The organism is Streptococcus parasanguinis (assembly GCF_001074805.1).
Taxonomy (GTDB): domain Bacteria; phylum Bacillota; class Bacilli; order Lactobacillales; family Streptococcaceae; genus Streptococcus; species Streptococcus parasanguinis_A.
Genome location: NZ_JUPI01000008.1, coordinates 21,074 through 47,954 on the forward strand (window position 1 = coordinate 21,074; position 26,881 = coordinate 47,954).

Annotated in this window: 32 protein-coding genes and 2 pseudogenes; 33 read left to right on the forward strand and 1 reads right to left on the reverse strand. The window is 38.5% G+C overall.

Translation table 11 applies throughout. The features are described from left to right. Positions 1–43 precede the first annotated feature (43 nt). The 29 genes and pseudogenes from rlmD to ADI76_RS00695 all read left to right on the forward strand — a co-directional run bounded on the left by rlmD (position 44) and on the right by ADI76_RS00695 (position 21,796). Positions 44–1,402, forward strand: a complete 1,359-nt coding sequence (gene rlmD / locus ADI76_RS00560; RefSeq protein WP_049513935.1) for a 23S rRNA (uracil(1939)-C(5))-methyltransferase RlmD — start codon at positions 44–46, stop codon at positions 1,400–1,402. Between the two features lie 387 nt (positions 1,403–1,789). Further along, on the forward strand, positions 1,790–2,218 hold the full coding sequence (aac(6'), locus tag ADI76_RS00565) for an aminoglycoside 6'-N-acetyltransferase (RefSeq protein WP_002912789.1): 429 nt from the start codon (positions 1,790–1,792) through the stop codon (positions 2,216–2,218). A gap of 69 nt (positions 2,219–2,287) precedes the next feature. Next, on the forward strand, positions 2,288–2,875 hold the full coding sequence (locus ADI76_RS00570) for a Type 1 glutamine amidotransferase-like domain-containing protein (protein ID WP_049513938.1): 588 nt from the start codon (positions 2,288–2,290) through the stop codon (positions 2,873–2,875). Positions 2,876–2,948: 73 nt separating this feature from the next. Next, positions 2,949–3,440 (forward strand): annotated as a pseudogene (locus tag ADI76_RS00575) (phosphoribosylanthranilate isomerase). 42 nt (positions 3,441–3,482) lie between these two features. Continuing rightward, a pseudogene (locus tag ADI76_RS11860) lies at positions 3,483–3,575 on the forward strand (CPBP family intramembrane glutamate endopeptidase); the annotation flags it as partial. A gap of 146 nt (positions 3,576–3,721) precedes the next feature. Then, on the forward strand, positions 3,722–4,042 hold the full coding sequence (locus ADI76_RS00580) for a TfoX/Sxy family protein (protein ID WP_049513941.1): 321 nt from the start codon (positions 3,722–3,724) through the stop codon (positions 4,040–4,042). A 304-nt stretch (positions 4,043–4,346) separates the two neighbouring features. Next, a complete protein-coding gene (locus tag ADI76_RS00585) occupies positions 4,347–5,390 on the forward strand; it encodes a DMT family transporter (protein ID WP_006596099.1) in 1,044 nt (347 codons plus the stop codon). A 176-nt stretch (positions 5,391–5,566) separates the two neighbouring features. Beyond that, positions 5,567–6,175, forward strand: a complete 609-nt coding sequence (locus tag ADI76_RS00590) for a Type 1 glutamine amidotransferase-like domain-containing protein (protein WP_049513986.1) — start codon at positions 5,567–5,569, stop codon at positions 6,173–6,175. 106 nt (positions 6,176–6,281) lie between these two features. Continuing rightward, positions 6,282–7,160, forward strand: a complete 879-nt coding sequence (locus ADI76_RS00595) for an aminoglycoside phosphotransferase family protein (protein WP_049513944.1) — start codon at positions 6,282–6,284, stop codon at positions 7,158–7,160. Positions 7,161–7,289: 129 nt separating this feature from the next. Beyond that, positions 7,290–8,066, forward strand: a complete 777-nt coding sequence (locus ADI76_RS00600) for an alpha/beta fold hydrolase (RefSeq protein ID WP_049513946.1) — start codon at positions 7,290–7,292, stop codon at positions 8,064–8,066. Between the two features lie 32 nt (positions 8,067–8,098). Next, the gene (locus ADI76_RS00605) at positions 8,099–8,836 is read left to right on the forward strand and encodes a DUF4336 domain-containing protein (protein ID WP_049513949.1); all 738 of its coding nucleotides are present in this window, start codon (positions 8,099–8,101) and stop codon (positions 8,834–8,836) included. Between the two features lie 259 nt (positions 8,837–9,095). Then, the gene (locus ADI76_RS00610; protein ID WP_048716237.1) at positions 9,096–9,389 is read left to right on the forward strand and encodes a hypothetical protein; all 294 of its coding nucleotides are present in this window, start codon (positions 9,096–9,098) and stop codon (positions 9,387–9,389) included. After that, entirely contained in the window at positions 9,382–9,720 is a 339-nt protein-coding gene (locus ADI76_RS00615) for a type II toxin-antitoxin system RelE/ParE family toxin (RefSeq protein WP_049513954.1), read from the forward strand. Before ADI76_RS00610 ends, ADI76_RS00615 begins: the two co-directional genes overlap by 8 nt. Before the next feature lie 13 nt (positions 9,721–9,733). Continuing rightward, the gene (locus ADI76_RS00620; protein ID WP_049513956.1) at positions 9,734–10,171 is read left to right on the forward strand and encodes a hypothetical protein; all 438 of its coding nucleotides are present in this window, start codon (positions 9,734–9,736) and stop codon (positions 10,169–10,171) included. A gap of 172 nt (positions 10,172–10,343) precedes the next feature. Further along, on the forward strand, positions 10,344–10,544 hold the full coding sequence (locus ADI76_RS00625; protein ID WP_003003382.1) for a helix-turn-helix transcriptional regulator: 201 nt from the start codon (positions 10,344–10,346) through the stop codon (positions 10,542–10,544). Next, positions 10,531–11,049, forward strand: a complete 519-nt coding sequence (locus ADI76_RS00630; protein WP_037615666.1) for a DUF3278 domain-containing protein — start codon at positions 10,531–10,533, stop codon at positions 11,047–11,049. The genes ADI76_RS00625 and ADI76_RS00630 overlap by 14 nt, the downstream gene beginning before the upstream one ends. Before the next feature lie 87 nt (positions 11,050–11,136). Next, complete coding sequence (locus ADI76_RS00635; protein WP_049513988.1) at positions 11,137–11,577, forward strand: GNAT family N-acetyltransferase; 441 nt, start codon at positions 11,137–11,139, stop codon at positions 11,575–11,577. 185 nt (positions 11,578–11,762) lie between these two features. Then, complete coding sequence (locus ADI76_RS00640) at positions 11,763–12,782, forward strand: DNA/RNA non-specific endonuclease (protein ID WP_049513959.1); 1,020 nt, start codon at positions 11,763–11,765, stop codon at positions 12,780–12,782. 119 nt (positions 12,783–12,901) lie between these two features. Further along, a complete protein-coding gene (locus tag ADI76_RS11520; protein ID WP_193390712.1) occupies positions 12,902–13,078 on the forward strand; it encodes a hypothetical protein in 177 nt (58 codons plus the stop codon). Between the two features lie 396 nt (positions 13,079–13,474). After that, positions 13,475–15,223 carry a glycoside hydrolase family 13 protein gene (locus tag ADI76_RS00645; protein WP_049513961.1) on the forward strand — a complete coding sequence of 583 codons (1,749 nt, stop codon included), beginning with the start codon at positions 13,475–13,477 and terminating at the stop codon, positions 15,221–15,223. 83 nt (positions 15,224–15,306) lie between these two features. Beyond that, complete coding sequence (locus tag ADI76_RS00650) at positions 15,307–15,846, forward strand: RDD family protein (RefSeq protein ID WP_049513963.1); 540 nt, start codon at positions 15,307–15,309, stop codon at positions 15,844–15,846. Positions 15,847–16,237: 391 nt separating this feature from the next. Further along, positions 16,238–16,825 carry an Ltp family lipoprotein gene (locus ADI76_RS00660; protein WP_003006840.1) on the forward strand — a complete coding sequence of 196 codons (588 nt, stop codon included), beginning with the start codon at positions 16,238–16,240 and terminating at the stop codon, positions 16,823–16,825. Then, entirely contained in the window at positions 16,813–17,148 is a 336-nt protein-coding gene (locus ADI76_RS00665; protein WP_003006842.1) for a hypothetical protein, read from the forward strand. The genes ADI76_RS00660 and ADI76_RS00665 overlap by 13 nt, the downstream gene beginning before the upstream one ends. 159 nt (positions 17,149–17,307) lie before the next feature. Next, positions 17,308–17,619 (forward strand): hypothetical protein, encoded by a 312-nt coding sequence (locus ADI76_RS00670; RefSeq protein WP_049513965.1) that lies wholly within the window; start codon positions 17,308–17,310, stop codon positions 17,617–17,619. Positions 17,620–17,779: 160 nt separating this feature from the next. Beyond that, on the forward strand, positions 17,780–18,553 hold the full coding sequence (locus ADI76_RS00675; RefSeq protein WP_239683602.1) for an Ltp family lipoprotein: 774 nt from the start codon (positions 17,780–17,782) through the stop codon (positions 18,551–18,553). Between the two features lie 208 nt (positions 18,554–18,761). Next, positions 18,762–19,649, forward strand: a complete 888-nt coding sequence (locus tag ADI76_RS00680) for a DUF4300 family protein (RefSeq protein ID WP_049513968.1) — start codon at positions 18,762–18,764, stop codon at positions 19,647–19,649. A gap of 3 nt (positions 19,650–19,652) precedes the next feature. Beyond that, a complete protein-coding gene (locus tag ADI76_RS11615; RefSeq protein WP_049513970.1) occupies positions 19,653–20,066 on the forward strand; it encodes a hypothetical protein in 414 nt (137 codons plus the stop codon). 67 nt (positions 20,067–20,133) lie between these two features. Continuing rightward, the gene (locus tag ADI76_RS00690; protein ID WP_049513972.1) at positions 20,134–20,985 is read left to right on the forward strand and encodes a CbrC family protein; all 852 of its coding nucleotides are present in this window, start codon (positions 20,134–20,136) and stop codon (positions 20,983–20,985) included. 61 nt (positions 20,986–21,046) lie between these two features. After that, positions 21,047–21,796, forward strand: a complete 750-nt coding sequence (locus tag ADI76_RS00695; RefSeq protein WP_049513974.1) for a CPBP family intramembrane glutamic endopeptidase — start codon at positions 21,047–21,049, stop codon at positions 21,794–21,796. Positions 21,797–21,967: 171 nt separating this feature from the next. On the opposite strand, the gene ADI76_RS00700 is transcribed toward ADI76_RS00695, so the two are convergent. Next, the gene (locus ADI76_RS00700; protein ID WP_049513976.1) at positions 21,968–22,588 is read right to left on the reverse strand and encodes a class I SAM-dependent methyltransferase; all 621 of its coding nucleotides are present in this window, start codon (positions 22,586–22,588) and stop codon (positions 21,968–21,970) included. Between the two features lie 156 nt (positions 22,589–22,744). On the opposite strand from ADI76_RS00700, the gene ADI76_RS00705 reads away from it, so the two are divergent. The 4 genes from ADI76_RS00705 (at position 22,745) to glpK (ending at position 26,770) form a co-directional block, all read left to right on the forward strand. Beyond that, entirely contained in the window at positions 22,745–23,332 is a 588-nt protein-coding gene (locus tag ADI76_RS00705; protein WP_049513978.1) for a TetR/AcrR family transcriptional regulator, read from the forward strand. A 161-nt stretch (positions 23,333–23,493) separates the two neighbouring features. Beyond that, positions 23,494–24,255 carry a CPBP family intramembrane glutamic endopeptidase gene (locus tag ADI76_RS00710; RefSeq protein ID WP_049513994.1) on the forward strand — a complete coding sequence of 254 codons (762 nt, stop codon included), beginning with the start codon at positions 23,494–23,496 and terminating at the stop codon, positions 24,253–24,255. 151 nt (positions 24,256–24,406) lie between these two features. Then, a complete protein-coding gene (locus ADI76_RS00715; protein ID WP_049513981.1) occupies positions 24,407–25,066 on the forward strand; it encodes an ankyrin repeat domain-containing protein in 660 nt (219 codons plus the stop codon). A 195-nt stretch (positions 25,067–25,261) separates the two neighbouring features. Then, positions 25,262–26,770: a glycerol kinase GlpK gene (gene glpK / locus ADI76_RS00720; RefSeq protein ID WP_049513983.1), complete on the forward strand. Its 1,509-nt coding sequence runs from the start codon at positions 25,262–25,264 to the stop codon at positions 26,768–26,770. Positions 26,771–26,881: the final 111 nt, after the last annotated feature.

A 26,881-nucleotide genomic window follows, 5' to 3' on the forward strand; every position in this document is an offset into this window, starting at 1 on the left:
TTTTGGACTCCACCCCTTTTAATTTGTAGAAAGATAGAAAACGATGTTAAAGAAAAATGAAATTGTAACCGTTGAGATTGTCGATTTGACACACGAAGGAGCAGGAGTGGCTAAGGTCGATGGCCTGGTCTTTTTTGTGGAGAATGCCCTGCCAGGAGAAGTCATCCGCATGCGCGTGCTTAAAGTCAACAAAAAGATTGGCTACGGAAAAGTAGAGGAGTACTTAGAAAAATCCCCTCATCGTAATGAAGAGCTTGATCTTGCCTATTTACGAAGCGGAATCGCCGACTTGGGGCACCTGGCTTATACGGAGCAATTAAAATTCAAGGCCAAGCAGGTCAAGGATAGTCTATATAAAATGGCAGGTATATCTGATATCGAAGTACCCCTGACCTTGGGAATGGACCATCCTGTCCAATACCGCAACAAGGCCCAAGTCCCTGTTCGTCGTGTCAATTGTCAGGTCGAGACTGGCTTCTTTCGGAAGAACTCTCATGATTTGATGCCGATCGAAGATTTCTACATCCAAGATCCAGTCATTGACCAAGTAGTCTTGGCGCTTCGTGATTTGATTCGTCGGTTTGACCTCAAGCCTTATGATGAAAAGGAACAGTCTGGCTTGATCCGCAATCTGGTGGTCCGTCGAGGTCATCATTCAGGAGAAATCATGGTCATTTTGGTCACCACTCGTCCAAAGGTTTTCCGTGTGGACCAGTTGATCGAGCAGTTGATCAAGCAATTCCCAGAAATTGTGTCTGTTATGCAGAATATCAATGACCAGAATACCAATGCCATTTTTGGAAAAGAATGGCGGGTTCTCTATGGTCAAGACTATATTACGGATCAAATGTTGGGTAATAGTTTCCAAATCTCTGGACCAGCCTTTTACCAGGTTAATACCGAAATGGCAGAGAAGCTCTATCAGACAGCCATTGACTTTGCGGAGTTAAGAGAAGATGATGTGGTGATTGATGCCTACTCCGGAATTGGGACCATTGGCTTGTCAGTTGCCAAGCATGTTAAGGAAGTTTATGGAGTAGAAGTCATCCCCGAAGCCGTGGAGAATAGCCAGAAGAATGCTAGTCTAAATGGTATCACCAATGCCCACTATGTCTGTGACACAGCTGAAAATGCCATGAAGAATTGGCTCAAGGAAGGCATCCAACCAACCGCCATTCTGGTCGATCCACCACGCAAGGGCTTGACCGAAAGCTTTATCAAAGCAAGTGCCCAAACAGGAGCTGATCGCATCGCCTATATCTCCTGTAACGTCGCTACCATGGCGCGTGATATCAAACTCTACCAAGAGTTGGGCTATGAATTGAAGAAAGTGCAACCGGTTGACTTGTTTCCTCAAACGCACCATGTGGAGTGTGTGAGCTTGTTAGTGAAACGGAATTAATCCTCAAAAGGTTCACTGAACCTTTTGAGTCCCACAAACACATCACGTGGAGTGTGTAAGCTTGTTGGTAAAATGCAGATAATCCTCAAAAGGTTCCCCGAACCTTTTGAGTCCCACAAACGCACCATGTTGAGGCGGTATCACTACTTGTACGAGCTACATAGTACCGAAGTAGAAGTAGATGCTCCGCCCATGGGATAGCTGTCGTAGAGTAAGGAGTTTATTACGAAATGATACGGCAACAGCGAAGCGCCGAGTGTGTGGCTCTGATCTTCCGATCTGAGACAGTCGAAAAGTAGAAGGGGATGGTATTGGTATCAATCAATGAGTAACAAAGTAACAGCATGATTCGTAATATTTGCTTGTAATTCGCGGAGGAACATCAATATGGATGGAATAACAAAAGATTCTATAAAAACGGCTAAATTAATGAAACAATTATGGCCCCAATTGACAGATAAAGAAGCTATTGATGAAGTAAAAAGATATACGAATGGCAAAAATACTGCAATCTTTACTGAAGTTGAAGGTGACACAATTGTAGGTCTAGCACTATGTTCACTCAGATTTGATTATGTTGAAGGTTGTAAATATAGTCCTGTTGGATTCTTAGAAGGGATTATTGTCGACGAGGAATATCGTTTAAAGGATATTGCTAAAAATCTCTGTACAAAATGTGAGGAATGGGCGAAAAATAAAGGATGTAAGGAATTTGCAAGTGACTGTACTTTAACGAATACGGATTCTATAAGATTTCATCTCAATATTGGATTTCAGGAGGCAAATAGAATTATTCATTTTAAGAAGAAATTATAATTTCAGAATGTGGTCAAAATTTATGTATCTTTAGAAAGTGTGAAGGATTGGACGAACAATTTTTTTTTAATGGGTGGAAATCCGCCGATAAAGAACCATACGATTGTTAATAAAATTGTGTCATCAAGGAAGATCGAAAGGATTGTCATTTTTACAGTTTATCGAGAAAATTGGGAACCGTATATGAAAAAGTATACGGAAGTTTTCCAAAGTCAATTTCCTAATCTAATCACTGATTACTTACTATTGGACACTGAGCAGATTAATTTTGATAGCTATCTAGATGCTGATCTAATTATTATCGGTGGTGGAAATACGGAAAAGTATTTAGCTACTTACGTCAATCAGCAGTTCAAAAATTATATCGATCGTATGCTGAATAAAGGGGCGAAAGTTATAGGATTTTCTGCAGGAGCCCTATTATTAGGAGAAAAAGTCTATGTTTCATCTAATGATCATTCAGATCATCAGATAAAGATAAAAAATGGGTTGGAACTCTTTAGTCAGTTTTTAATTAGTGTCCATTATGATTTATGGAATGATAAAGCTAATAAGGATAGAGCTGAGGAACTCGTTAATGTTCCCATAATCCCACTAAATGACTATTCCTGTCTTGTATTAGATAAACTTGGAAACATCATAGAGAAAATTGACTAGTTTTCATTATCTAAATCTTGTTTTAGGTAACTAAAGTGTAAACGAACATTTATATGAAAGGCATAGAGTAAACATGAGTCTCTTATTTGAAGAATTTAAAACCATTTGTTTCCATTTAAATCGAGTCGGAATTACACCGACACTGATGGGATCTTTGGGATTGGAGTTTAGAACGAAATAAAATTGGGGGCCGTCTGACATTGACATTCATGTGCCTGGTGACCCTAGAGGTTGGGAAGCACCTGATCATCTCAGAATTTATGATTGGGACAAGATAATGAAAGCGATGAAAGACTTAGGCTACGTTTTAATAGATATTCATGAGCATGAATTCCAAAAGGATCGAGTGAGTGTTGAATTTGGAAGTATCGATTCCTTACCTGATTTTGCAGGAGTTTCGGAATCGGATATAGAGCTTATTCACACTGAAGGCATCACTTTTCGTCTTCCAAGTCTGGAGCAGTATCTAAGTATTTACAAAGCTTCTTCTCAAGACTCCTATCGAAATGATCACAATAACAATAAGGATTTTAAGAAGATCGAGTGGCTGGAAAGACATTTGTAAATTATCATATGAAAAGTAGTAAGTTGTAAGACTGGCTGCTATGTTATTTTTATTATCATTTTTATTGGTTATATAATTTATACTATAATGGCGAGTACTAGAATTAGTAAAGAAAAGCAGGTGGAAAAATTGTAAAAGAGCCACAGGGACTTTTCTGGGGTGGATATCACGCATATTTTTCGGATTTAGATGGATATTATTGGGAAGTTTCTTGGGGAGCCAATTTTCAATTTGATGAAAATGGACTATTGAAATTTTAGTAATTAAGGGAGATAGCAAAAATGGCTTCAAGTAAAGAATATTTAGATTTCATTTTAGAACAATTGTCCGAGTTGGAAGAAATATCATATAGAGCAATGATGGGTGAGTATATAATTTATTATCGAGGGAAAATCATAGGTGGAATTTATGATGATAGATTTTTAGTGAAGCCTGTCAAATCTGCAATAGCGTATATGCCGAATGTAGAATACGAATTGCCGTATGAAGGTGCAAAGGAAATACTATTGGTAGATGATGTTGACAACAAAGAATATTTAACCGGCTTATTTAATTCAATGTATGATGAGTTACCTGCACCAAAACCAAAGAAAAAGAAATAATAAAATCTCAGTTTATCTAGGTAATACCATTTAACGATAACTTTATGCGATCGTTAAAAAGCATGTGAATATGTTCTCGGTGACTGCGCATGTCGAGTGTATGAGCTTGTTGGTAAAACGTAGCTAAACCTCTCGCTTTGACATTTCAAGGCGAGATGCTTCAAAGCTCCACTGGAGATTTGAACTCCCCAAACCTTTTGAGTTCTAGGCGAATTCCTGTTTGGATGGAGTGATACTTTGGTTTGGATCTGGGCTGTGATATAGAGGTCATGACCAGAAATAATGAAATAGAGGAGTAAAATTGATGGAGAAAAATAAGCTCAAAGCAATTATGTTTGCCTTTCTGGCAGCTGTTTTTTATGCCATAAATGTACCGATATCAAAGGTTCTTTTGCAGCATGTGGGCCCGACTACAATGGCAGCATTGTTGTATCTTGGTGCTGGGATTGGTATTGGGATGATGTCACTCTTTAATAAGAAGGACAGGGAGAAAGCTGAGAGCCTGACAAAAGCGGAACTTCCCTATATTGTCGGAATGATTGTTCTCGATATTGCTGCACCGATTTTTCTGATGCTTGGAATCAGCTATGGTTCCTCTGCCAATGCATCGCTTCTCGGGAATTTTGAAATTGTGGCGACGACAGTCATTGCCTTGATTCTCTTCAAAGAAGCTGTAACCAAAAGATTATGGGTAGCTATTGGGCTAATCACCCTGTCAAGCATCTTGCTGTCGTTTGAAGGAACAGACAGCTTTCATTTCTCTTATGGTTCTTTGCTGGTGATCATGGCTACCGTTTGCTGGGGACTTGAAAATAACTGCACTAGAGAACTATCATCAAAGAGCACCTATCAAATTGTGATGCTAAAAGGCCTATGCTCAGGTCTTGGCGCTCTGGTCATTTCCCTTATAAAAAAAGAGTCCTTTCCAGGATTTGGCTATATCGCCATTGCCTTGGCTTTAGGTTTTGTGGCTTACGGACTCAGCATTTTCATGTATGTGAGAGCCCAGAATGTTCTCGGAGCAGCTAAAACTAGTGCCTATTATGCTGTCAATCCCTTGATCGGGGCTCTCCTTGCTTTTGTATTTTTAAGTGAATCCTTATCCTGGATGTATGTGATCGCCTTGATCGTGATGGTCATTGGTTCTGCTTTAGTGGTAGTCGATACGTTTATTCGCCAACATGACCATGAACACCAGCATACATTCACGCATAGCCATGGCGGAAGTACCCACACGCATACGGTAAGGCATTCGCATGTCCACAAGCATTATCTAACAGAAGAGAAGCACAGACATCGTCATTCTATCGAGGAACTAGAGTGTCTAGCAGAGGAAAAAGATAGGTAAAAGCAAATAGAAGATAGGCTATTACGAGAGGCTGATATGAAATCAGAATGAGCTGCCTTTGTTCTGAAATTCGGTAGATGCGAAGAGTTTCTGAGAGCTATCGGTAAAACTTGTATGGACAGATTAAAAGTTGGAGTACCATCTTTGCCTCGTTTTTGAGAAAGGACAAAGAAAAAATGGAAGCACAAATTTTTTTGATGGGTGGAAATCCACCGATAAAGAACCATACGATTGTTAATAAAATTTTGTCATCAAGGAAGATCGAAAGAATTGTCATTTTTACAGTTTATCGAGAAAATTGGCAACCGTATATGAAAAAGTACACGGAAGTTTTCCAAAGTCAATTTCCTAATCTAAACACTGATTACTTACTCTTGGACACTGAGCAGATTAATTTTGATAGCTATCTAGATGCTGATGTCATCATCATCGGTGGTGGAAATACGGAAAAGTATCTAGCTACTTATGTCAATCAGGAGTTCAAAAATTATATCGTTCATATGCTGAATAAAGGGGCGAAAGTTATGGGATTTTCTGCAGGAGCCCTATTATTAGGAGAAAAAGTCTATGTTTCACCTAATGATCATTCAGATCATCAGATAAAGATAAAAAATGGATTAGGACTCTTTAGTCAGTTTTTAATTAGTGTCCATTATGATTCCTGGAATGATAAAGCTAATAAGGATAGAGCTGAAGAACTTGTTGATGTTCCCATAATTCCACTAAATGATCATTCATGTCTTGTATTGGATAAACTTGGAAATATCATAGAGAAAATTGACTAGTTTCCATTATCTAAATCTTGATCTAGGTGACTAAAGCGTAGACGAACTGGATAGGTTACTAGTGAAAACTGCAAAAAGTGTTGTGAAATGAATCGGAGAGTGCTTGATGAATTTTATTAGTAAGATAGCCATAAATAAAGGCTGGTCAGATGATAAAAAGTATTGTGTGACAGATCAAAATCAGCAAAAATATTTCTTGCGTGTTTCTGATAAGGAGAAGTTAGATTCTAAAAAATTTGAATTTGATATGATGGAGAAGGTGGCTTCTCTTGGAATTCCGATGTGTAAACCGATTAGCATAGAACTCTGTGATGACGAAGTGCATTCTTTACACGAATGGATAGACGGGAAAGATGCAAGAGAAACCATTTTAACTGTTTCAAAAGAACAACAATACATTTACGGAGTAGAAGCAGGAAGAATCCTCCAAAAAATTCATTCACTCCCTATTACAGAAGTTCGTGAAGATTGGGAGGTCTTTTATAATCGAAAAATTGATGACAAAATCTCCAAATACAAAGAATGTCCCGTTCAATATGAAAATGGTCAGACCTTTATTGAGTTTTTAAATGCAAATCGAGAATTGTTAAAAGATAGACCTCAGGTTTTCCAACATGGAGATTATCATATCGGGAATTTCATGATTGGTGAAGATGGAGAAATTTATGTCATTGACTTTGATCGATTTGATCTTGGAGATCCTTGGGAGGAATTCAATCGTATTGTATGGTCTGCTCAAGTCTCTCCCTCTTTTGCGTCTGGTATGATAGATGGATATTTTGATCATAAGGTTCCGGATTTATTTTGGAAGCTTCTCGCTATCTATATTCTAAATAACCTAGTTGGTGCTCTGCCATGGGCTGTACCATACGGAGCTGAAGAAATATCTGTAATGCAACATCAAGCTAAGGAAATTCTGGAATGGTATGATGATATGAAGCAAATCATTCCTAGTTGGTACTTGACTAAGAACACGGCTGAATAATAAAAGAGCTTAAATATCAATTTGAAGAAATGTCAGGATTTTTTGCTCAGAATCTAACGTATATAACTATCTTTAAAACAGATGATTTTTATCACTACGAGTTAAAGTCTTACAGTAAGGAGTTTAAATATGAAATTCCATGAATTTGGGGATAAGAATTTGCCTTCTATCTTGCTGATACATGGCGGTGGCAGTTCTTGGTGGAATTATCTTCGTCAAGCACGGATTTTGTCAGAAGACTACCGTGTTATTCTACCCACTTTGAATGGCCACGGTGAAGAATATCAACTCGATTATGTTTCTACTGAAGATTCTGCTTTGGAGGTCCTAGACTATGTCAAAGCAAACTGTGGTGGGAAGGTGTTTGCGATCGGTGGTGTTTCACTGGGTGGTCAAATTGCCATGGAACTTTTGTCCTTAGACAGCGAGATAGCTGAGAAGGCCATCATAGATGGAAGCCTCTGTATTCCTCAACCAAGGTTAGCTAAAATCAGCATCTTTCTAGTAGCTCTATTTGGTAAACTGATGTTCAGTAAATTCTCTTGTAAACTTCAATTAAGCATGATGAACAAACTCTATCCTAAACTGGCTTATCCAGAGGAGATAAAAGCATATTATTTGGAGGATCTGCCAAGGACGCCTATCAAAACATTAGTGACTATTTACAAAACCTATATGGGGCGTTACAAGATGAAGGATACGATTTCTGCTAGCAAGGCGCAGGTTCTGTATATCTATGGTGAAAAAGAATTGAACTGTGTGAAAGCATCAGCGAAATTATTTCAGCAGCTACATCCCAACACGATCTTGTATGAAGCAAAGGGTTATAATCATGGCTTTTTGTCGGCTTACCTGCCCCAAGAGTGGATTAAGTTGGTTGTCCCATTTTTGGAGAATAACGATTGATTATACTTTATTAATTTAGAAAGCAGAGTTCCATGGAAGTCAAAAAATATAGTCCCCTCAATTCCTTAAAAAAGATAGCAGATAATCTATGGGTTGTGGATGGGGAAGAAGTACTGATGGATTTCAAATTCTTCAAAGTGCCTTTTTCAACTAGAATGACAGTTATCCGTCTACAGAATGGTGGTCTTTGGGTGCATTCACCGACAAAGCCTAATGACAATTTGCTTTTTGAAATCAAGCAATTAGGTGAGGTAAAACACCTTATTGCACCCAATGTCTTACATTATAGTTATATAGATGAATGGCATCAACTATTTCCTGAAGCAAAAGTTTGGCTAGCTAGTGGTGTTCAAAAGCGTGCCAGAAAATCGGGAATGAGTTTGTATTATGGTCAGGAATTAAGCAAGGCCAATTGGAACGAGGAAATTTGTTTTACAACATTTGAGGGAAGTTTTTACGTGAAAGAGGTTGTTTTTTTCCATACTGAAAGTTCAACTCTAATTTTAACGGATCTTATTGAAAACATAGAAACAGAAAATTTATCGATTTTTGAAAAGCTACTGTTAAAAATAGGTGATAATCACTATCCAAATGGTAAAACACCAAGAGATTTAAGAATGACTTTTTTATTTGGTAAAAAACAAGCATTGAAGAGTTATCATAAAATAAAGAAATGGGAACCTAAGAATATTATTATTTCTCATGGACCGTGTATCATTGGACAAACAAAAGAGATGTTAAACCAAGCGTTCTTTTGGCTAGAGAAATAGGAATTTACTATAAAGAAATTAATAAAATATATCTAATATAATTGACTACAATTACTTGGAGTTGTTAAATTAAGATGTGGAATCTACTTAAATTGTTGATTCTAAGAGGTATCAGTTGACACGAGAGAAAGAATATAGATTAGCTATCGGTATCTCTTAATTAGATTTAGTGAAAGAAGAATCCATTTTTCACTTGAATCCCTTCTCTTTCGTATGGTAGAATGTATATACAAATTGTATGTACAAAGGAGAGGTAGAAATGGCAAACACGAAAGCAGTGAATTTTCGCGCAGATGCGATGTTTTACCAAAAAACAAAAGAGGTACTTGCAGATCAAAAAATTTCGGTGTCAGATGTCCTAAATGCAGCACTTCGAAAAATTGCCAACGGGACTGTGGATCCAAGAGAATTTGTTTCAAGTGATTTGCAGGACACGCAGTATCAAGTGGCCTTTGAGGATTTGAAGAAGGAGATTTTAGTTGGGCATCAGGAAATCGCTCAAGGGAAAGTCACTTCTGTAGCCGATGTGAGAAAGGAATTTGGTCTTGACTAAGTTGAAACGCTATCAGGTCTTTCTTGCAGATCAGGCTAAGCAGGACTTGCGTGGCATTCACGACTATATTCTTGTGAATTTTTATAGCCAGCAAGCTGCAGATGGCAAAGTTGATTTGCTATTAAGTGCTCTTGAGACCCTAGAACTGTTTCCAGAAGCCTGTCCTCTGGTATCAAGCCGGGGCTATGGTGAGATGACGAATGATGGGAAACCCTATCGTTATATGCCAATAGAGAACTATCTCGCATTTTATTATATTGAGAAGCATACAGTGTATGTTTCTCGTATACTCAGTGCAAAGCAGGATTGGGTCAAGATTTTTTATAAGTAGGATGAGGACCCCCATGTTAAAATCGAATAAGCTAATTATTTTTTTAATTTCTCTACCTTTTCTGATGGTCATTGTTTTCTATTCTCTTAGTGAGCATCCTGGATACAGTGATGATGGGAATTTCGTCAGAAATCATGAGGCTGCTATTAAGAGTGAGATCATCGCACACTTAGCCCAGGAAAAGCAGGACATAGGATCTGTAACCTTATTACCAAATACTGCTAGGGGCGAGTATGATAATGGTGGTGATGTGAGTGGACATTACCATATCTATTTTACAGCCTACGTCAATCATAATCGCGAGCGAACGATAAACGTAGAACTATTCTTCCCCGATGCCAGCATTCCCCCATTTACCTTGTTTCCTCCCAACCCTTATAAAGACAAGGGAAAAAAGATGTCCAATTGGTTGATGGGGAATATTGAAGTATCGGAAGAAACCTCTAGATAGTATATAAAAGAAATCACAACGATAGCTTCAGACGTCTATCGTTTTTTAATGCTTTTAAAGTTGAGAAAATAGTTTTAGGAAATGATGTCAAATATAGTTGACATCCGGCAACTAGTATTGTAAAATAAATGTATCAAATATATTTGACACATTTACATTTAGGAGGTGCCAAGTGAACCGTGTGAAAGAATACAGAGTCAATCTTGGACTTTCTCAATTGGCTTTGGCAAAAAGTATTGGAGTTTCCAGGCAAACGATTAATATGATTGAGAATGGGAAGTATAACCCTTCCCTAGATCTCTGTATCAATCTAGCAAAAGAGCTTGGGACGGATTTGAATTCTTTATTTTGGAGGATCGATGATGATGAATAAAAACTGGCAATTGAAATGTGTGAAAGCTTTCTACGATATTACAGGTGAGCTTGACGAATACAAGGAAAAAGAATTGAGTACTTTTGGGAACAACATGTACATGCTCTTTATGTCGGGAATTATCCTTGGATTCCTGCTCAGTTTCATGTTTAATACGGATTATGTCAGTGTGATCACGTTTTTAGTATTTTGCTACTCCCTGTACCAACAAGAGCAAGTGATTCATCGTTTGGAACTCGACATCTATGAGGTTTCAGAAGATGAAGTAGGAGAGGCAAAGAAAAAGATGCTAAAAAGAACTTTCCTTCAAACCTTGATTGTGATGGGACTAGCTATTTTTGTTGCGATTGGTCTTTGGAGAACAGGATTGCTACAAGAAAATAAGATAAGCTTTGAAATGTATTTCACTTTTATTTTCCCTCTTGTCATTGGGCTGATTACCATGATTAGTTTCTTGAGTAATTTCATTGCAAATAGAAGAAAAATCAAAGTGATCCGGGATTAGATCCATCAGAAATAAGACCGGTTATTTTTCTGATAAGATAGAGCTAAATGGAAATAGAAACCATTTATGATGAAAGAAAAAGTAAGAATGAATAGAATAGTAGACGAACAGATCACTCTTATTCCTTATTATAGGAATGATGCCATCTCCCTTCTTTGGTATCAGGATAGTGAGGTTTGCAAACAAGTGGATAATACTGATCAGATTTACGATGTAACAAAACTTCATAAAATGTATGATTACCTAACTTCACATGGTTCGTGCTATTATATCCAATATGAGGGAGTGTTGGTTGGAGATGTGACACTTCAAGATAACTCGGAACTTTCAATAGTGGTCAGCAAAGAGTATCAGAATTTACAGATCGGAAGACGATGTATTTCTGAAATGATACAGTTGGCCAGAGAGAAAAAAATGGTTAAGGTAACCGCTCAAATTTATCCTTTTAATACTCAAAGTCAAAGAATGTTTTTGGCTTTGGGATTTCAGAAAGTAGATGAAGAGTGGTATGAATATAAGTTGATTTAGGAAAGTTGTGTATCATATTATGTATTAAAATAATAGTCCGTATTTTATATACTAAAGAATATTAAAGTAAAAACAAACTCATTATAAAATCTAATTGAAATAGGAGAATAAATTGCCTATCTTCTATGTCTGTAACCGTTTTTTCTGCTATAATATCACTAGATAGAAATGTGGGAGTTTCAATCATGGTTACAAAACGGTTTTTGAAAAATGTTATTGTTACGCTGGTCTCGGTTTTTATGTCCTTGGCCGTTGTTCAAGGGGCTCAAGCTCAGCAAACGGGCCTCGATTACCAGAGCCTTCATCTACTGCCTTTTAATGGCAGTAAGCAGCTTGTACTGGGGGATTTTGATCATTTAGGTCGTGCGACCTCAGCCCATATTCAGCTTCAGGACAAGGATGAGCCAAAGAAAAAAAGAGAACCACGTCTCAACTATAATCCGGTTGGCTGGCACAATTATAAGATTGCTTATGGAAACAAAGGGAAGAAGGCCTGGCTGTTCCATAGAGGGCATCTGATTGGTTATCAATTTAGTGGACTGACCGATGAAGGGAAAAATCTGGTTCCTCTAACTGCCTGGACCAATACGGGGAATTATAAAGGGACAGCGGATAGTAATGTGGAGGGCATGCTCTACTACGAGAAACGACTCGATAGCTGGCTGGCCACCCACCCCAATTATTGGCTGGATTATAAGGTGACGCCTGTCTATACGGGGGATGAATTGATTCCTCGGCAGGTGACCTTGCAATATGTAGGAATTGATCGAGATGGCAACCTTCTACCAATCAATTTAAGTAGTCCCAAAGAGTCAGTAGATGCTTATGGGATTACCACCGTTACCTTGGATAACTACTCTAAGAATGCGACCATTGACTATCTGAAGGGGACTGCCAAGCCATCTTTAGTGCCGACAGAACCAAGTAGTCAACCTCAACCTGCTAGCCCTTCTGTAGAGACGCAACCAAGTCAAGCCCCTCAACCGAGTCAAGCAGTAGAGCCAGCTCAGCCAGTCCAACCTGTCGAACCTGTAGCACCAACTCGTCAACTGGCTCCAGTAGTTTATGTAGCCAGAAATGGGAGTGCGGATGTTTATTGGTACTCTTTGGACAGTATGCCTCGCAATACTAATTTTTCTAAGGTGGTTCAGATGTCAGAAGAGCAAGCGCTAAGTCTTGGAAAGCGGCATACAAGTAAGGAATGAAGATCAGTTATTTTGATAATGAGAAAGCCCATTTGCTGGGCTTTTTGTGTAGGGTAAGTACTAAATAGGAGAACTAAAATGATTTAAAATATGCTATAATAATAGGACGGAGGTAGAATATGACCTTAGATGTAGATAAAGAAAAAATGATGATTATGGGTGTGATTTTTGACAACAAAAAGGTTTTTAAGAGTGTCTGGTTTGCTCTGAGCACCAATATGATTGAAGGATGGCATCCCACGGTAGAAGACGTGGAGCGACTGAGAGAAGAGGCCATTCTGGAGAGCTTAAACTAGAATGATCTATTTTTGAACCATAAATGTAGGTTTAATTTTCTGAGTGTATGAATAATTGCGTTAGTAAATTTTAAACAATACGAATAACACTTGAATTATCTAGTAAAAACTGTACAATATAATTAATAGGACCGCCCACCTCTCTTTGATGTGACAAGGCGGACATTTTGTATAAAAATATTGAAATAACTATTTAAGAATAATTCAATAAAGATCTTATAGCCCAAATACTGGGCTTTTTGTGTGCAATACAATCTTATAAAGTTAGTAGTCTAAAATTATCTCTCTCAACATATTGCAAACGTTTTTATAAAGTAGTATACTAGAAATAGTTTATGGAATCGTTTGCATAAAACGGTAAATGATGAAAAGAGAGTATAGTAGGAGACGAGACAGATGGAATTAACAGCTATTTATCATCGGCCTGAATCGGAGTATGCCTATCTTTATAAAGATGGCCAGCTCCACATTCGCATCCGGACCAAGAAAGAAGATATCAAACGGATTGTCTTACACTATGGGGATCCCTTTATTTTTATAGAAGATCTTTATGAGGCAACTAAGGAAATGGACAAGGTGACGACAGACGACCTCTTTGATTATTGGCAAGTGTCGGTATCTGTCCGCCATGCACGGATCCAGTACCTCTTTGAATTAGAGGACACAGCGGGAGAGAAGATCTTGTACGGAGATCGAGGTGTGGCAGCCTACACCAAGAAGAACCTGGACTTTGTCATGAACGGCTTTAAGCTTCCTTTTATCCATGAGATTGATGGGTGTGCTGTTCCGGATTGGGTGGCGCAGACGGTTTGGTATCAGATTTTTCCTGAGCGCTTTGCAAATGGGAATCCAGCTATTTCGCCAAAAGGTGTTCGTCCTTGGGATGCCTCTATTGCTCCTCAAGTATTGGATTTCTTTGGTGGAGATTTACAAGGGATCATCGATCATCTAGATTACTTGCAGGAGTTAGGGATTACAGGGCTCTACCTTTGCCCGATTTTTGAATCTCCGAGTAACCACAAGTACGATACCATTGACTATTTTGAAATTGATCGACATTTTGGAGATAAGGAGACCTTCCGCCAGTTAGTGAAAGAGGCCCATGTGCGTGGGATGAAGATTATGCTGGATGCCGTCTTTAACCATATTGGTTATGATTCACCCCAATGGCAGGATGTGGTCAAATACGGGGAAGATTCGATTTACAAGGACTGGTTCCATATTAAAGAGTTCCCTGTCTCCTCAGAAAATCTGTGGAATAGTCGCGACTTATCTTACCATACTTTTGCCTTTGCGGGCTTTATGCCTAAGCTCAATACGGCTAATCCTGAGGTGAAGGCCTATCTCTTGAAGGTGGCGACTTACTGGATTGAAGAGTTTGATATCGATGCTTGGCGACTGGATGTGGCCAATGAGATCGACCATCAATTCTGGCGGGATTTCCGTAAGGCGGTCTTGGCCAAGAAGCCGGATCTCTATATCCTCGGGGAAATCTGGCATTCGTCCCAACCTTGGCTCAAGGGCGATGAGTTCCATGCGGTGATGAACTATCCCCTCTCTGAAAGTATCAAGGATTATTTCCTGCGGGGGCATAAGGAGACCCAACGCTTCATTTGGGAGATCAATAGCCAGTCTATGTACTACAGGCAGCAGATTTCTGAGGTTATGTTTAACCTCTTGGACTCGCATGATACAGAGCGCATCTTGACGACGGCAAAAGGAGATCTCCAGTCTGTCAAGTCTGCTCTCGCCTTCCTTTATCTGCAACGGGGTACGCCATGTATTTATTATGGAACGGAGCTAGCCCTCATCGGTGGTCCAGACCCTGATTGCCGCCGTGTCATGCCATGGGAGCGCGTGGCAGCTGATAATGACATGCTGAACTTTATGAAGGAATTGATCCAGCTCCGAAAAGAAGTAGCAGGCATGATTCAGTATGGTAAAGTGAGTCTGGAAGAAGTAGAACTAGATGTAGTAGCAGTAGAGTGGCAGCATGAAGGTAACATGCTCAAAGCCTACTTTAACCAGTCGAAGAAAGATGTTGTCTTAGAAAGAGGACAGGCAGATCTGATGAGTCTTGGAAGCATTTCTGATGATCGCTTGATCATTCAGCCAAATGGCTTTGTTATTTATAGGGAAAATTAGTAAGAAAGAAGACTGGAATTTAGGTATTTCAGTCTTCTTTTATAAATGGTTTCTTTATTCGTAACCATATATTATAATAGGAGATGAGAAAGGGGGAGACGGTGATGAAGATGTTAGCAATCAATCCTATTTCGCTTAAAAAAAGAATGATAGAATTTCTATTCGATTATCTTTTCATTCTAGCTTATTTAGTTCTTCTGTTTATAGGTTCGATGCTTATTTACATCATTTTTTTTAATGGTGTCCCAGAGTTTACAGAAATTCAGTCGCAGTGGCTTGTATTTTTAACCTCTATTTTGCCAATCACGCTTCTTTTCACATTCTTGGATTATAAAAATGATGGCAGTTTTGGGAAGGTAAAAGCGGGACTTGAACTGGTCTACCAGAAAAAAACAGTGCAGGCAAGCTTAATCAGAAACACCATTAAATTTTTACCTTGGCAAATCGGTCATATGGGCACGATTCATGGTTTCTATAGTGAGTTTGATGTGTTATCCATTAGCCTCTCTATTTCGGCGACTCTCCTCGCAGTTTTGCTACTGGCAATGACAATGTTTAGAAATGATAAGAGGCATCTAGGAGACCTGCTAGCCCATACGCAAGTGCAACTAAAAGGTGACTAGGATGAAATGTTAGGCTGTCGATAAGAAAAAATGGAAACATAGCTAGGAAATAGGGCTATGAATGAGACTCTAGAATTCACAAATCTTTGTATGGTAAGAGACGGCGATAGAGTTCTTGTTATGGATCGTGAGAAAGAGTCTAGGCAAGGAATGACATTGCCTGGTGGTCCTGTCACAAATGTTGAGTCTTTTATGGAACCAACTCATTTTTTAACATCATTAAGAATGAGTTGCTATATTTAAACAGGGATTAATAAAACCGTTATTGAAGGATTCTATAGGAATTGTTTTGAGTGACTGGAGAAGTTAATTCTCCTAGTGTTGAGTGACAATATTGTTTTATTAAGCACAAAATAACAAATTAGACTAAAAACAAGTAAAGGTATACATTATGAAAAAATTTTTTATATTTATTTTTGCGATGTTTGGATTGATGGTGGGATTTGTAGCTATTGTGTTAAGTGGTTATTATAGAGATTATGAAAAATTTCATAATAGATCAAGCTTTCCAGAACCGAAAGAAAATTTACTAGTACCAGTAAGTACAAGGGCATATGCAAAAGCTAAATCTTGGTCAGAGAAATCTCCTTTATCGAAGCAACAAATTAAAAATTATCTTACTAAGTATGGCAGGTATTCAGAGTATACTTCCCAGTCCGCTGTCAATAAGCTTAATATAGACTGGAAAGAGCAGGCTGTTTTAAGAGCAAAATCATATCAAAAGTTTCATTATTCAAAAGAAAAGTTAGTTGGGCAACTTGTAGATGTTGATCTATTTACTCCAGAAGAGGCTGACTATGCTATAGAAAAAGTTCATTTCGATTGGAAAGAGGAAGCTGTGAAAGAAGCGGAATCTTCTGCAAACGGTGGCAATATTTCGAAAGAAAGGTTATTAGAAATACTTGTTGAAAATAGAAAATTTACTCAAGAGGAAGCGGAGTACGCAATAGAACATGCTCAAGTAGATTGGTTAAATTAAACAATAATTTTACTATTGATTTGAAGAACTTAAAAGAGGCTGATGAATCTAAAATAGCTACGATAGAAAGTAATGAAAAGTGGCATAATGAAAATAAGGACACAATTTCTATTTATGATCGCTATTTGAACAGTGATGATTACAAAACAAGTCCAATGAAAAATATTCAAGATCAACTGAAAACATTTTTGATGGACCATCACTACTATGAGGTCGCTATTCCGCTGATTAGACAATTTAGTAAGAGTTACGATCATTATTATAAAAAACTAACTGAGGCAAGTGACTATTATTTAAAGCAAAAGGGTGATGCTCCACAGTAAATCGGAAATTAATATCCTTCATAAGATTTTACGATTAAGAGATAGAGTGAGGGATGACTTGCCCTTGCTCTATTTTTCGGTTCCTTTAGTTGTAGTTTTCACTACATAAGTGTATAATGTGCTCTTAGATAAACAAAATAGGAGAATGAGGAGTTTTAAATGGAATTAAAAGATTTTACAGAACAAGAACAAGAACAAATCAAGCAAGGATTGAGCACAGCTGAGATTTCTGATAAAGAAGCAGGTAAGAAGTTGCTGGCTCTTGTACCGCAAGAATGGATCAAACGCATTCCTTTCTTTGTCAGAGGGCATGCGACGACCAAGACAGTTGAGCGTGTAGCCAAGCAACACCCTGAACTTTATGCCGTGGCCAAACGCCAAGGAGACCTTCCTGAAAAAGAAGAGGAAGAGCTCCGCAAAATTATGACAGGCATTTTTGAAGAAAAGATGAACAAACACAAGATTAAATAATCCTTTATAATACTTTGTTATTTTTTATCTCACATAGAATGAGTGATTGCAGTTGAAATGCAGTCACTTTTTTATTTACTAGCCATAGAGACTTTTACACTAGTAAATAAAAATGAACAATATTTCATGATATAATACTAATGAAAGCAGTTCCAGAGGGATGAAAGATTCCATTGGAGAAAAACAAGTAAAGGTATTCATGATGAAAAAATTTTTGATAGTTATTTTTACAATTTTTGGATTGTTTGTAGGATGGATAGCTTTTATGGTATATAGTTATGAAAGAAGTTATAATGAATGGAAAAGTTCCTATACGGGAAAAATAGTAACTAATTCTGAAAAAAATTACTCTACCTCAAGTGATGGAAATAAGGATGATTTCGAATCATCAAAACAAGAATACGCTTCTTCAAGTGATAGAAAAAATAAGGATGATTTAGAATCATTAATGAATATGTTTATGAAAGGACTATTTCCTCCAACTTTACTATATCCAGAATATACAAGGGCATATGAAAAAGCTAAATCTTGGTCAAAAAAGCATTTATCGCAGCAGCAAATTAAAATTTATCTTACTGAGTATGATAGGTATTCAGAGGATGCTACTCAGTACGCTTTAAATAAGCTTAATGTAAACTGGAAAGAGCAAGCACTTTTAAAAGCAAAATCAAATCAAGAGTTTCATTATTCGAAAGAAAAATTAGTTGAACAACTTATAAATATTGACAAATTTACTCAAGAAGAGGCTGACTATGCCATAGAACAAGGTCATTTCGATTGGAAAGAGGAAGCTGTGAAAAAAGCGGAATCTTCTGCAAACGGTGGCAACATTTCGAAAGAAAGGTTATTAGAAATACTTGTTGAATATAGAAAATTTACTCAGGAAGAAGCTGAGTACGCAATAGAACATGCAAAAATAGATTGGTCTGATTAAACGATAATTTTAATTTTGATTTTTGTAACATATTAAAGAGCTGGACAGTCTGCCAGCTCTTTTTGCTACTTATAAACTTTCCTCATTTCGTGAAAAATAGTTGGAGCTAAGTCCGTTTTAAACTATAATATAGGATAAGGAGATTCGATAGGAAAAAGAAATGTATCATGTTACAAAACATCTTAGTATAGAGAAAAGGAATCAATCTATGAAACCATCTAAAAAAATCATGCTCCTTACTAGCTGTGCTTTGGCGATCTTTGCTTTAGCGGCTTGTGGGACCAACCAAAAGCAATCCAAGGAAAAGAAGGAAAGCTCTACTGTTCAGCAGTCCCATTCAGACAAGGAGCACTACAAGGGAACATACAGCAACCTCAATAGCAAGGCTAGTGTCGAAGAAGTGCGGGCTCTCTTTTCTGCTTATTTGGATAAGGAAAGTGTAGACAAGTTTCTTGGTCTAGTAACGGACTATGATAGCATTGTTGGCTCTGTTGGCTTGACGGGTGACTTCAGCAAGTTTAAGAAAACAGACTACAATGTCGAGAAGATCAGTGACTTGTGGACCAAGCAGAAGGGCGATTTCGTCGGAACCAACTGCCGGATCAATAGTTATACCTTGCTGAAGAATCGCATCGGGATTCCTAAGATGAAAGCGGATAGTGAACTCTTGTTCGTGGACAATGATGCCATTGACAAAGGGAAGATCTTCGATGAGGCAGACAAGGAAGCTTTTAACATTCTGTATTCACGGGTTCCGACAGAGGCGACAACGGATGTCAAAGTCCATGCCAAGAAGATGGAAGAGTATTTTTCTCACTTCAAGTTCAATGATAATGCCCGCATGCTTTCCGTTATCGTTCATGATAACCTAGACGGAAATACCCTTTTTGTAGGGCACGTCGGTGTCTTGGTCCCTGCCAAGGACGGCTATCTCTTTGTTGAAAAGCTAACCTTTGAAGAGCCCTACCAAGCCATCAAGTTTGCGACCAAGGAAGATGTCTACAAATACTTGGAAACCAAATACCAAGATTACACCGGTGAAGGTCTAGCTAAGCCCTTTATCATGGACAATGAAAAATGGGTTGAAATGAAATAGAGGATGAAGGGGAGCGTGTTAGAGTTTAGAAAGATGATGATGTATACTCCATTTATATATGTGCTAGTTTTCTTACTCATTTTCAATTTTTTCCTTATCCTGAGAAGAAGGGCAACCGCGAGACGTAGTGGCGGTCCCTTCTTTGCGCCCTTCCATATTAACCATGGCATCTTCTACATTCATGTGTCTCTGTGTTTCAGTCGGCGAATGATCCCACTGAAAGAAATCAAGCAAATCACGTACGCAATTTTTCGTGGTCGCGCCGGTGGTGGGAGTCGCTATGCTTTCTATATCGAACTCAGAAATGGAAAGACCATTCCCTTCTTTTTTGGTAAAAGTAAACAGAATGAACTGTTGGTTGAAAAACTCAAGCAAAATGCTGGTAAGTATGGGTTTAAAGTACATTTTCAACGCTAGAATACAATCACCTGAAGGAAACAAAACTAGGATTTGATTCTCTGTAAAAACGAAAGTGAGCAATTCTATGAACGATTCTATGAAAGAATATATCCACTTAAAAAAGCAGTTCCAAGCGCAAGATAAGGATTCATCCAGCGTGCTGGCTCTCTATGAATTTGCGGATCGGATGACCGTACTGGAAACTCCAGAAGCTAAGCAGGTCTTGGTGGATGTCTACCAAGAGTTGGGATTATATGCCAGTGCCTATGCTCTCTTTTCAGAGTTAGTAGACAAGTCTGATCGCAAGCAAGTTAAGAAACTTTTCACCTTAGAAAAGATGAGTCTAAGTCATGGAGATCGCTTTGCTCTCCCTCGTCCCTTGACCGAAAAAGAAAAAGAGGCTCATAAGGAGAAAGTCAGTGAATTGCCAACCTTCCGCTATTATCCGGATCCACTAGCGACGGGTTCCTTTAAGGAAGGGGAGCCTAAGACCTGCCCTTCGTGTGGGGAAGACCACACCATCTATTATGCGTTGAGACCCTATTGTGTGAAGGAGCTAAGTCATCTCTGTCCGACTTGTATTGCTACTGGTCGTGCTGCCCAGAAGTTTGAAGCAGAGTTTATCCAAGATGCCGATTGGCAAGGGGTCATGGATAAGGAAAAAGACCAGGTCCTATTATGTCAAACTCCTGGCTATAGTAGTTGGCAGGGCGAATATTGGCTCTCTTGTTGCCAAGACTACTGTGCCTATCTGGGGACAGTTGGCACTCGTGAACTGGAAGAAATGGGCATAGGAGAGCAAGTTTTGGAAGAATATGAGGCACGTGATGAATTTCAGGATGTAGCTGAATACTTAGTCAAGGATGGTTCCATGTGCGGCTATCTCTTTCGATGTCTCCATTGTGAACAATACCATCTTTGGGTTGATGCGGATTAGTGGGAAGCTCCAAATCTAATAGAGTCATGAACTAGATGAAAGAATAGAAAAGGAATCACGAATGAGTAGAAAGCAAGCCCTATCTATGTATTTGTTAGGAACCTTTGGTCAAGTATTAGGAGTCAGCCTTTTGGTTTGCTTTTTAAGAGTAGGAGGAGTGAAGGTTGATTTTACATCACCAATTGGGATCATCACTATTATTGTAGGTGGTTTGTCATCAGCTTTGTGGGGCAGTCTTGCAAGCATTAGTTACCATCAATCTAGTTTTAAACAAGTTCTCAAAGATTTTTTTCAAGTCAAAGACAGTTTAGCTAATTATTGTTTGGTGCTTGTTTTCTTGCTGCTCGACTTTTTCCCATCTATCTTAGGTGGTAAGATTATCACTCAATCGTTGGTCTTGCCAGTGGTGCTCTCTTTCAAGGCCCTTCTTTTTGGTGGGATTGAAGAAATTGGCTGGCGTTATTTCTTTCAACCAACTTTGGAGGAAAGAATACCTTATCTTTCAGCTACTTTGATCACCTTTTTAGCCTGGTCTAGCTGGCATTTGTTATACTTCTACATTGATGGTTCTTTAGCTGTCATTCAGTTGTTTCCGTTTCTAGTTGGACTGCTAACTAACTGTTTTATCTTATCGGCCTTGTATCATAAAACGCAAAATTTATGGATCTGTGTTATGACCCATGCGTTGATCAATGCTTTATCCCAACTGTCATCAACTGAGAGCGTATGGCTATCACTTGTGATTAAGGTGTTGATAATCCTTCTTGCCATAAAAATTGCTAGTAGCAGTATGGAGAAAGCTAAATCCTAAGCTGGCTTGATTTCCATTGCTTCATATAGTTATAAATCAAAAGAGCAGTTATTTTGAACTGCTCTTTTGATATGGCTTTAAGGTTTTAGTAAAAATCTAATGAACTCGTCATCTTTTCCTTTGCCCTAAATACTTTTAGTGTGAATTCAAGCTCAACAAGTAGAGTAGGAGCTATTTGGTCGCTATTTGACTCTTATTTTTTTCACTTTTCGTTACAATATATAAAACCCATTTGTAATTTTGCCTTTCTTCAATCTTTGAAAAGCCAATACTTGTTAATAACTGACTCAATTCAGAACTTGTTCCATAATCTGTCATATGATACTTAATTTTTTCTTTTTCGGAAGCAATAATCAGAGTAGAATGATTGGACATGACTCGATAGATTTCCTGAAAGCTTTGTTTTAATTCTTTCCAGAAAATATGGGTCTGAATGGCAAAGACAAGATCAAAATAATGATTTTGGTAGGGAAGGTTTTCAACATTTCCAACCATCAGCTGGACACTATCGTTTTCTATTGACTTTAAAAGCATCCGTTTAGCAGTTTGATAAGACTCCTTGGAAATATCAATGCCATGAATGTCAAGATTTTTATCTAAAGCAAGTAGGTTTTTGATAGTGCTACCACCGCCATAACCGATTTCTAAAATCCGACTATTATCTGAAATGGTAGTCTGTTTGATTGCCCAAAGACTGAATTTCTTAAAATAGGACGACCAGATGTTGGTAATCACTCGGCCAACAAAACCACTCGGATTTCTAGATTGCTTTATAAGATATTGAATGAGCATGTTCCTCCCCTTTTCTCTATAATAAAGTTTGAAATATCATTAATTAAATTTCAAACTTTATTATAGAGAAAAGTAGTCAGAATAGCAAGAAAAAATGAAATATACAGGTATATATTTTAAACTTATGCTACAATTGGTAGTAACTGAGGTGTTCATATGAATCAATATCAAAAGACGACTGAGAAAAAGAAGCAAGCGATTATTCAAGCAGCTTTGCATCTGTTCAAAGAAAAAGGTTTTAAGGAAACGAGTATAAAATCTATTGCAGAGGTAGCGAAAGTATCACCTGTTTCTATCTACAATTATTTTGGGAGCAAAGATAATTTGGTGGCTCTCTGTGCTAATGACTTGTTTGAAGAAATAACCCAGCAAGCCGAGGATATTTTAAAAAGTAATCTAGCTTTTAATACAAAATTAGACCAGGCTTTAGACCTATGTCAGGAGAAAATGAGTCAGCAAATCTCGGACTATTTTCAAGATAAAATGGTGAGAGATCCCGCTTTCTCAAGTCTCCTAACGAAAGCGATAACCGCAAAAAAACGGGACATTTATCGCACTTATATTAATCTAGGGAAAGAAGAGGGGCTGATTTCTAGAGACTTGTCAACAGAGCTTATTTTAAATGTCATGGATGCTCTCAATAGTGTAGGAAATCAGTTAGCCCATAGTGATAATTTAGAAACAGACGTTAAGCAAATCCATCAGATCGTTTTGTACGGTATTTTAGGAAAAAAGAAATCATGATTTTCCTTATTCTATGATTGTTCACAGCTAGCAGCATCCCATCCCAATTAGTTGTATATTCACATGTAAGAGTGTAAAATCTACTATATAAAGATAAAGAGGAGTAGGTTATGGACTTAAAAGATTTTACAGAAAATGAACAGGAGGAAATCGAGAAAGGTTTGAGCAAATTTATTTCAAAACAATCAGTCGCTATCTGGTATGCACTGACTTCCCTCCTTGCTACCTTTCTAGTAGGGCAAGTTATCCTTTGGTGTTTCCCAGATGGAAGTAGTATGGGGGCCTCACTCCTGTTTATCCTAATGAACTTGATTCCCATGATAACGGCTCTTTGCTTTTCCATCGTCTTAGATGAAACTAAATCCCTGGGAGAATTTTTCAAAAAGGTCTTTCTTCAAAAAGAAAGTAACCTGGCCTGGATCCTAGCTTTCTTCATTCCCATCATTTATTATGGGATTTCCATCCTGCTCATGAATGTTCGCTTTACTGGGAACTCCCTCTTGGCCTTCTTCTTCTATTTCCCTTGGACCTTTTTATATGGAGGTCTAGAAGAAGTAGGTTGGCGTTGGTTTTTACAAGAGCATCTTTTCTTTAGCAAGCACTTTATATCTAAAATGATGGTTCTTTCCCTTGTCTGGTTTCTCTGGCATATTCCCATCTATCAACTCCCTTGGATTACAGCAGGTTCGTCTAACTATCTCATCTTTTACTTGATGATTTTAGGGAATACCTTCCTATTTGGAGCGCTCAAGGAGTACTCGAAAGGTGCTGTTCCTTGTATCCTCGCTCACATGCTGATCGATAGTCTGGCTGTCCTTATGCTGGTTCAGAGTTCTCTTCCTCAGATTATCCTTCTAGTTATTTTCGAAATCCTGCTAGCCTCTTGGCTAGTGGCTATACGAAAATCAGAAAATAGAGTTTAACCTCTTTCTGTGAGAGTTTGTCTTATTTTCCCTTTAGGACTTCAATGTAGAGTCCATAAAATGGTATAATCAGTTTAACGAAGAAACTAGAGGTAGGACCATAGTTTTAACACAGTCTGATATTTATTTACTAGGTAAGGGGGGAAAGACCATGCAAAAAACCTTTCAGTTATTGCGAAGAGGAGATATAGAGGGAATCCGTCAGATATTGGATAAAAAGCCTGAAGAAGTCAATGCTATTTCGGGTGACAAACCTAAAAGAGATCAGGGACAGTCGCTCCTTCAAGTCGCTATTAAATCGGGACATTTAGATATTGCGGACTTACTCATTGATAGAGGGGCAGATCTTAACTTTATTGAAGAACCGACAGAGCTGAATCCATTTTGTCAACCGGTCATCCAAACTGCCGGTGGAAGAGCTGTATTTGACTGCAGGCGCATGATCAAACGTTGGAATGGTCAATATGAGATGTATTCGTCTAAGGAAAAGGCTGACCAATCCTTCAAGGTTTTTAAAAAAATGTTAGAACTTGGAGCAGATATCTCTCAGAAGGATAGTCATGGGGGAACTTTATTGCAAACTATTTTAATAGAAACCAAGGAAGTTCTGCCATCTTATTATTGGAAAACAAAAGAAACGAGCGATAATGTCCTCATTACGGATGAATTACGTCATGACTTAAATCGTATTTATGATCTCTTGATTCGTTACGGTGTGACATCGGAAGAGATTTCTGCCTATCATAAGATTCCTCTCAAAGAACTTTACCAGGACAGTCCGACCATGGAGTTCTTAAATCGGTTAGATTAGAGCAGATCTTGATAAGCATTTGAAATACTAGGAAGAGCCTCAGGGCTCTTTTAATTTGATCTGATAGAGTTAGAAGCAGAAGGAAAATTTTGACTGTAATTTATTAAAAAAATGGATACAAATCCTAGATGAAATAGAGTATACTAGTTTATGAAAGAACAAGATGTTTAAGTACCTTATTTAGGAGGACAGTTTATGTTACCAGAAACCTATATCATGGCGATTGACCAGGGAACCACTAGTTCGCGGGCCATCATTTTTAACAAAAAAGGCGAGCAAGTTAGCTCTAGCCAAAAGGAATTCACTCAGATTTTTCCGCAGGCTGGTTGGGTGGAGCACAATGCCAATGAGATTTGGAACTCTGTTCAGTCGGTGATCGCTGAAGTCTTTATTGAAAGTGGCATCAAGCCCAATCAAATCGAGGCAATCGGTATTACCAATCAACGGGAAACGACAGTTGTTTGGGATAAGAATACGGGTCTTCCGATTTACAATGCTATTGTCTGGCAATCACGGCAAACTGCTCCACTGGCTGAAGAGCTCAAAAACCAAGGCTATGTAGAAACCTTCCACCAAAAGACAGGTTTGGTCATCGATGCTTACTTTTCAGCAACTAAAGTTCGTTGGATTTTGGATCATGTTAAAGGAGCACAAGAGCGTGCTGAAAAAGGAGAATTACTCTTTGGGACCATTGATACTTGGTTGGTCTGGAAGCTGACGGATGGAGCAGCCCATGTGACAGACTATTCCAATGCTGCCCGTACCATGCTCTACAATATCAAGGATCTGAAATGGGACGATGAAATCTTAGAAATCCTCAACATTCCTAAAGCCATGCTTCCTGAGGTGCGCTCAAACTCTGAGATTTATGGCAAGACAGCGCCTTTCCATTTCTACGGTGGACAAGTGCCGATTGCGGGGATGGCAGGAGACCAGCAAGCCGCGCTCTTTGGCCAATTGGCTTTTGAACCTGGTATGGTTAAAAATACCTATGGAACTGGTTCTTTCATCATTATGAATACGGGTGAAGAGATGCAGTTGTCAGAAAATAATTTGCTTACGACGATTGGTTATGGGATCAATGGCAAGGTTTACTATGCACTAGAAGGTTCTATCTTTATCGCTGGGAGTGCTATTCAATGGCTTCGTGATGGTCTGCGTATGATCGACAGTTCTCCTGAATCGGAAGCCTATGCTCTGAAGTCCCAGAACCAGGATGAAATCTATGTGGTCCCTGCCTTTACGGGTCTTGGAGCCCCATACTGGAATCAAGAGGCGCGTGGTTCTGTCTTTGGACTTACCCGAGGAACGACCAAGGAAGACTTTATCAAAGCAACCCTTCAATCCATTGCCTATCAAGTTCGCGATATCATCGACACCATGCAGGTAGATGCCAAAACTCCTATCCCTGTCCTAAAAGTAGACGGAGGAGCAGCGAAAAATGATTACTTAATGCAGTTTCAGGCAGATATTCTTGGAATTGCGATTGCTCGTGCCAAAAACTTGGAGACGACGGCTTTAGGAGCAGCCTTCCTAGCAGGTCTGACAGTAGGCTATTGGAAGGACTTAGATGAATTAAAATCTCTTCATGGAGCAGCTCAAATCTTTGAACCCCAGATGGATGAAGCTCGCAAAGAGAAATTGTACAAGGGGTGGAAGAAAGCAGTCAAAGCCACTCAAGTATTTGCAGAGTCTGATGACTAAAGGAACTCATCAAAAGAATAGTTTATGAGAGAGTGGGACAGAAATCGATCATTCGTTAGAATTCGATTTCGTCGTCCCACCTCCGCACAGTTGAGTAGGGCTGTAAAAGCT

Coding starts and splice junctions, on each gene's coding strand:
- ADI76_RS00635 (WP_049513988.1), top strand. CDS start 11,137: ATGAATAGAATAGTAGACGAACAGATCACTCTTATTCCTTATTATAGG.
- ADI76_RS00600 (WP_049513946.1), top strand. CDS start 7,290: ATGAAATTCCATGAATTTGGGGATAAGAATTTGCCTTCTATCTTGCTG.
- ADI76_RS00715 (WP_049513981.1), top strand. CDS start 24,407: ATGCAAAAAACCTTTCAGTTATTGCGAAGAGGAGATATAGAGGGAATC.
- ADI76_RS00570 (WP_049513938.1), top strand. CDS start 2,288: ATGGGTGGAAATCCGCCGATAAAGAACCATACGATTGTTAATAAAATT.
- ADI76_RS00650 (WP_049513963.1), top strand. CDS start 15,307: ATGAGAAAGGGGGAGACGGTGATGAAGATGTTAGCAATCAATCCTATT.
- ADI76_RS00660 (WP_003006840.1), top strand. CDS start 16,238: ATGAAAAAATTTTTTATATTTATTTTTGCGATGTTTGGATTGATGGTG.
- ADI76_RS00585 (WP_006596099.1), top strand. CDS start 4,347: ATGGAGAAAAATAAGCTCAAAGCAATTATGTTTGCCTTTCTGGCAGCT.
- ADI76_RS00680 (WP_049513968.1), top strand. CDS start 18,762: ATGAAACCATCTAAAAAAATCATGCTCCTTACTAGCTGTGCTTTGGCG.
- ADI76_RS00590 (WP_049513986.1), top strand. CDS start 5,567: ATGGAAGCACAAATTTTTTTGATGGGTGGAAATCCACCGATAAAGAAC.
- rlmD (WP_049513935.1), top strand. CDS start 44: ATGTTAAAGAAAAATGAAATTGTAACCGTTGAGATTGTCGATTTGACA.
- ADI76_RS00690 (WP_049513972.1), top strand. CDS start 20,134: ATGAACGATTCTATGAAAGAATATATCCACTTAAAAAAGCAGTTCCAA.
- ADI76_RS00640 (WP_049513959.1), top strand. CDS start 11,763: ATGGTTACAAAACGGTTTTTGAAAAATGTTATTGTTACGCTGGTCTCG.
- ADI76_RS00670 (WP_049513965.1), top strand. CDS start 17,308: ATGGAATTAAAAGATTTTACAGAACAAGAACAAGAACAAATCAAGCAA.
- ADI76_RS00620 (WP_049513956.1), top strand. CDS start 9,734: ATGTTAAAATCGAATAAGCTAATTATTTTTTTAATTTCTCTACCTTTT.
- ADI76_RS00675 (WP_239683602.1), top strand. CDS start 17,780: ATGAAAGATTCCATTGGAGAAAAACAAGTAAAGGTATTCATGATGAAA.
- ADI76_RS00630 (WP_037615666.1), top strand. CDS start 10,531: ATGATGATGAATAAAAACTGGCAATTGAAATGTGTGAAAGCTTTCTAC.
- ADI76_RS00610 (WP_048716237.1), top strand. CDS start 9,096: ATGGCAAACACGAAAGCAGTGAATTTTCGCGCAGATGCGATGTTTTAC.
- ADI76_RS00595 (WP_049513944.1), top strand. CDS start 6,282: ATGAATTTTATTAGTAAGATAGCCATAAATAAAGGCTGGTCAGATGAT.
- ADI76_RS11615 (WP_049513970.1), top strand. CDS start 19,653: ATGAAGGGGAGCGTGTTAGAGTTTAGAAAGATGATGATGTATACTCCA.
- ADI76_RS00705 (WP_049513978.1), top strand. CDS start 22,745: ATGAATCAATATCAAAAGACGACTGAGAAAAAGAAGCAAGCGATTATT.
- ADI76_RS00645 (WP_049513961.1), top strand. CDS start 13,475: ATGGAATTAACAGCTATTTATCATCGGCCTGAATCGGAGTATGCCTAT.
- ADI76_RS00605 (WP_049513949.1), top strand. CDS start 8,099: ATGGAAGTCAAAAAATATAGTCCCCTCAATTCCTTAAAAAAGATAGCA.
- ADI76_RS00580 (WP_049513941.1), top strand. CDS start 3,722: ATGGCTTCAAGTAAAGAATATTTAGATTTCATTTTAGAACAATTGTCC.
- ADI76_RS00695 (WP_049513974.1), top strand. CDS start 21,047: ATGAGTAGAAAGCAAGCCCTATCTATGTATTTGTTAGGAACCTTTGGT.
- ADI76_RS00700 (WP_049513976.1), bottom strand. CDS start 22,588: ATGCTCATTCAATATCTTATAAAGCAATCTAGAAATCCGAGTGGTTTT.
- ADI76_RS11520 (WP_193390712.1), top strand. CDS start 12,902: ATGACCTTAGATGTAGATAAAGAAAAAATGATGATTATGGGTGTGATT.
- glpK (WP_049513983.1), top strand. CDS start 25,262: ATGTTACCAGAAACCTATATCATGGCGATTGACCAGGGAACCACTAGT.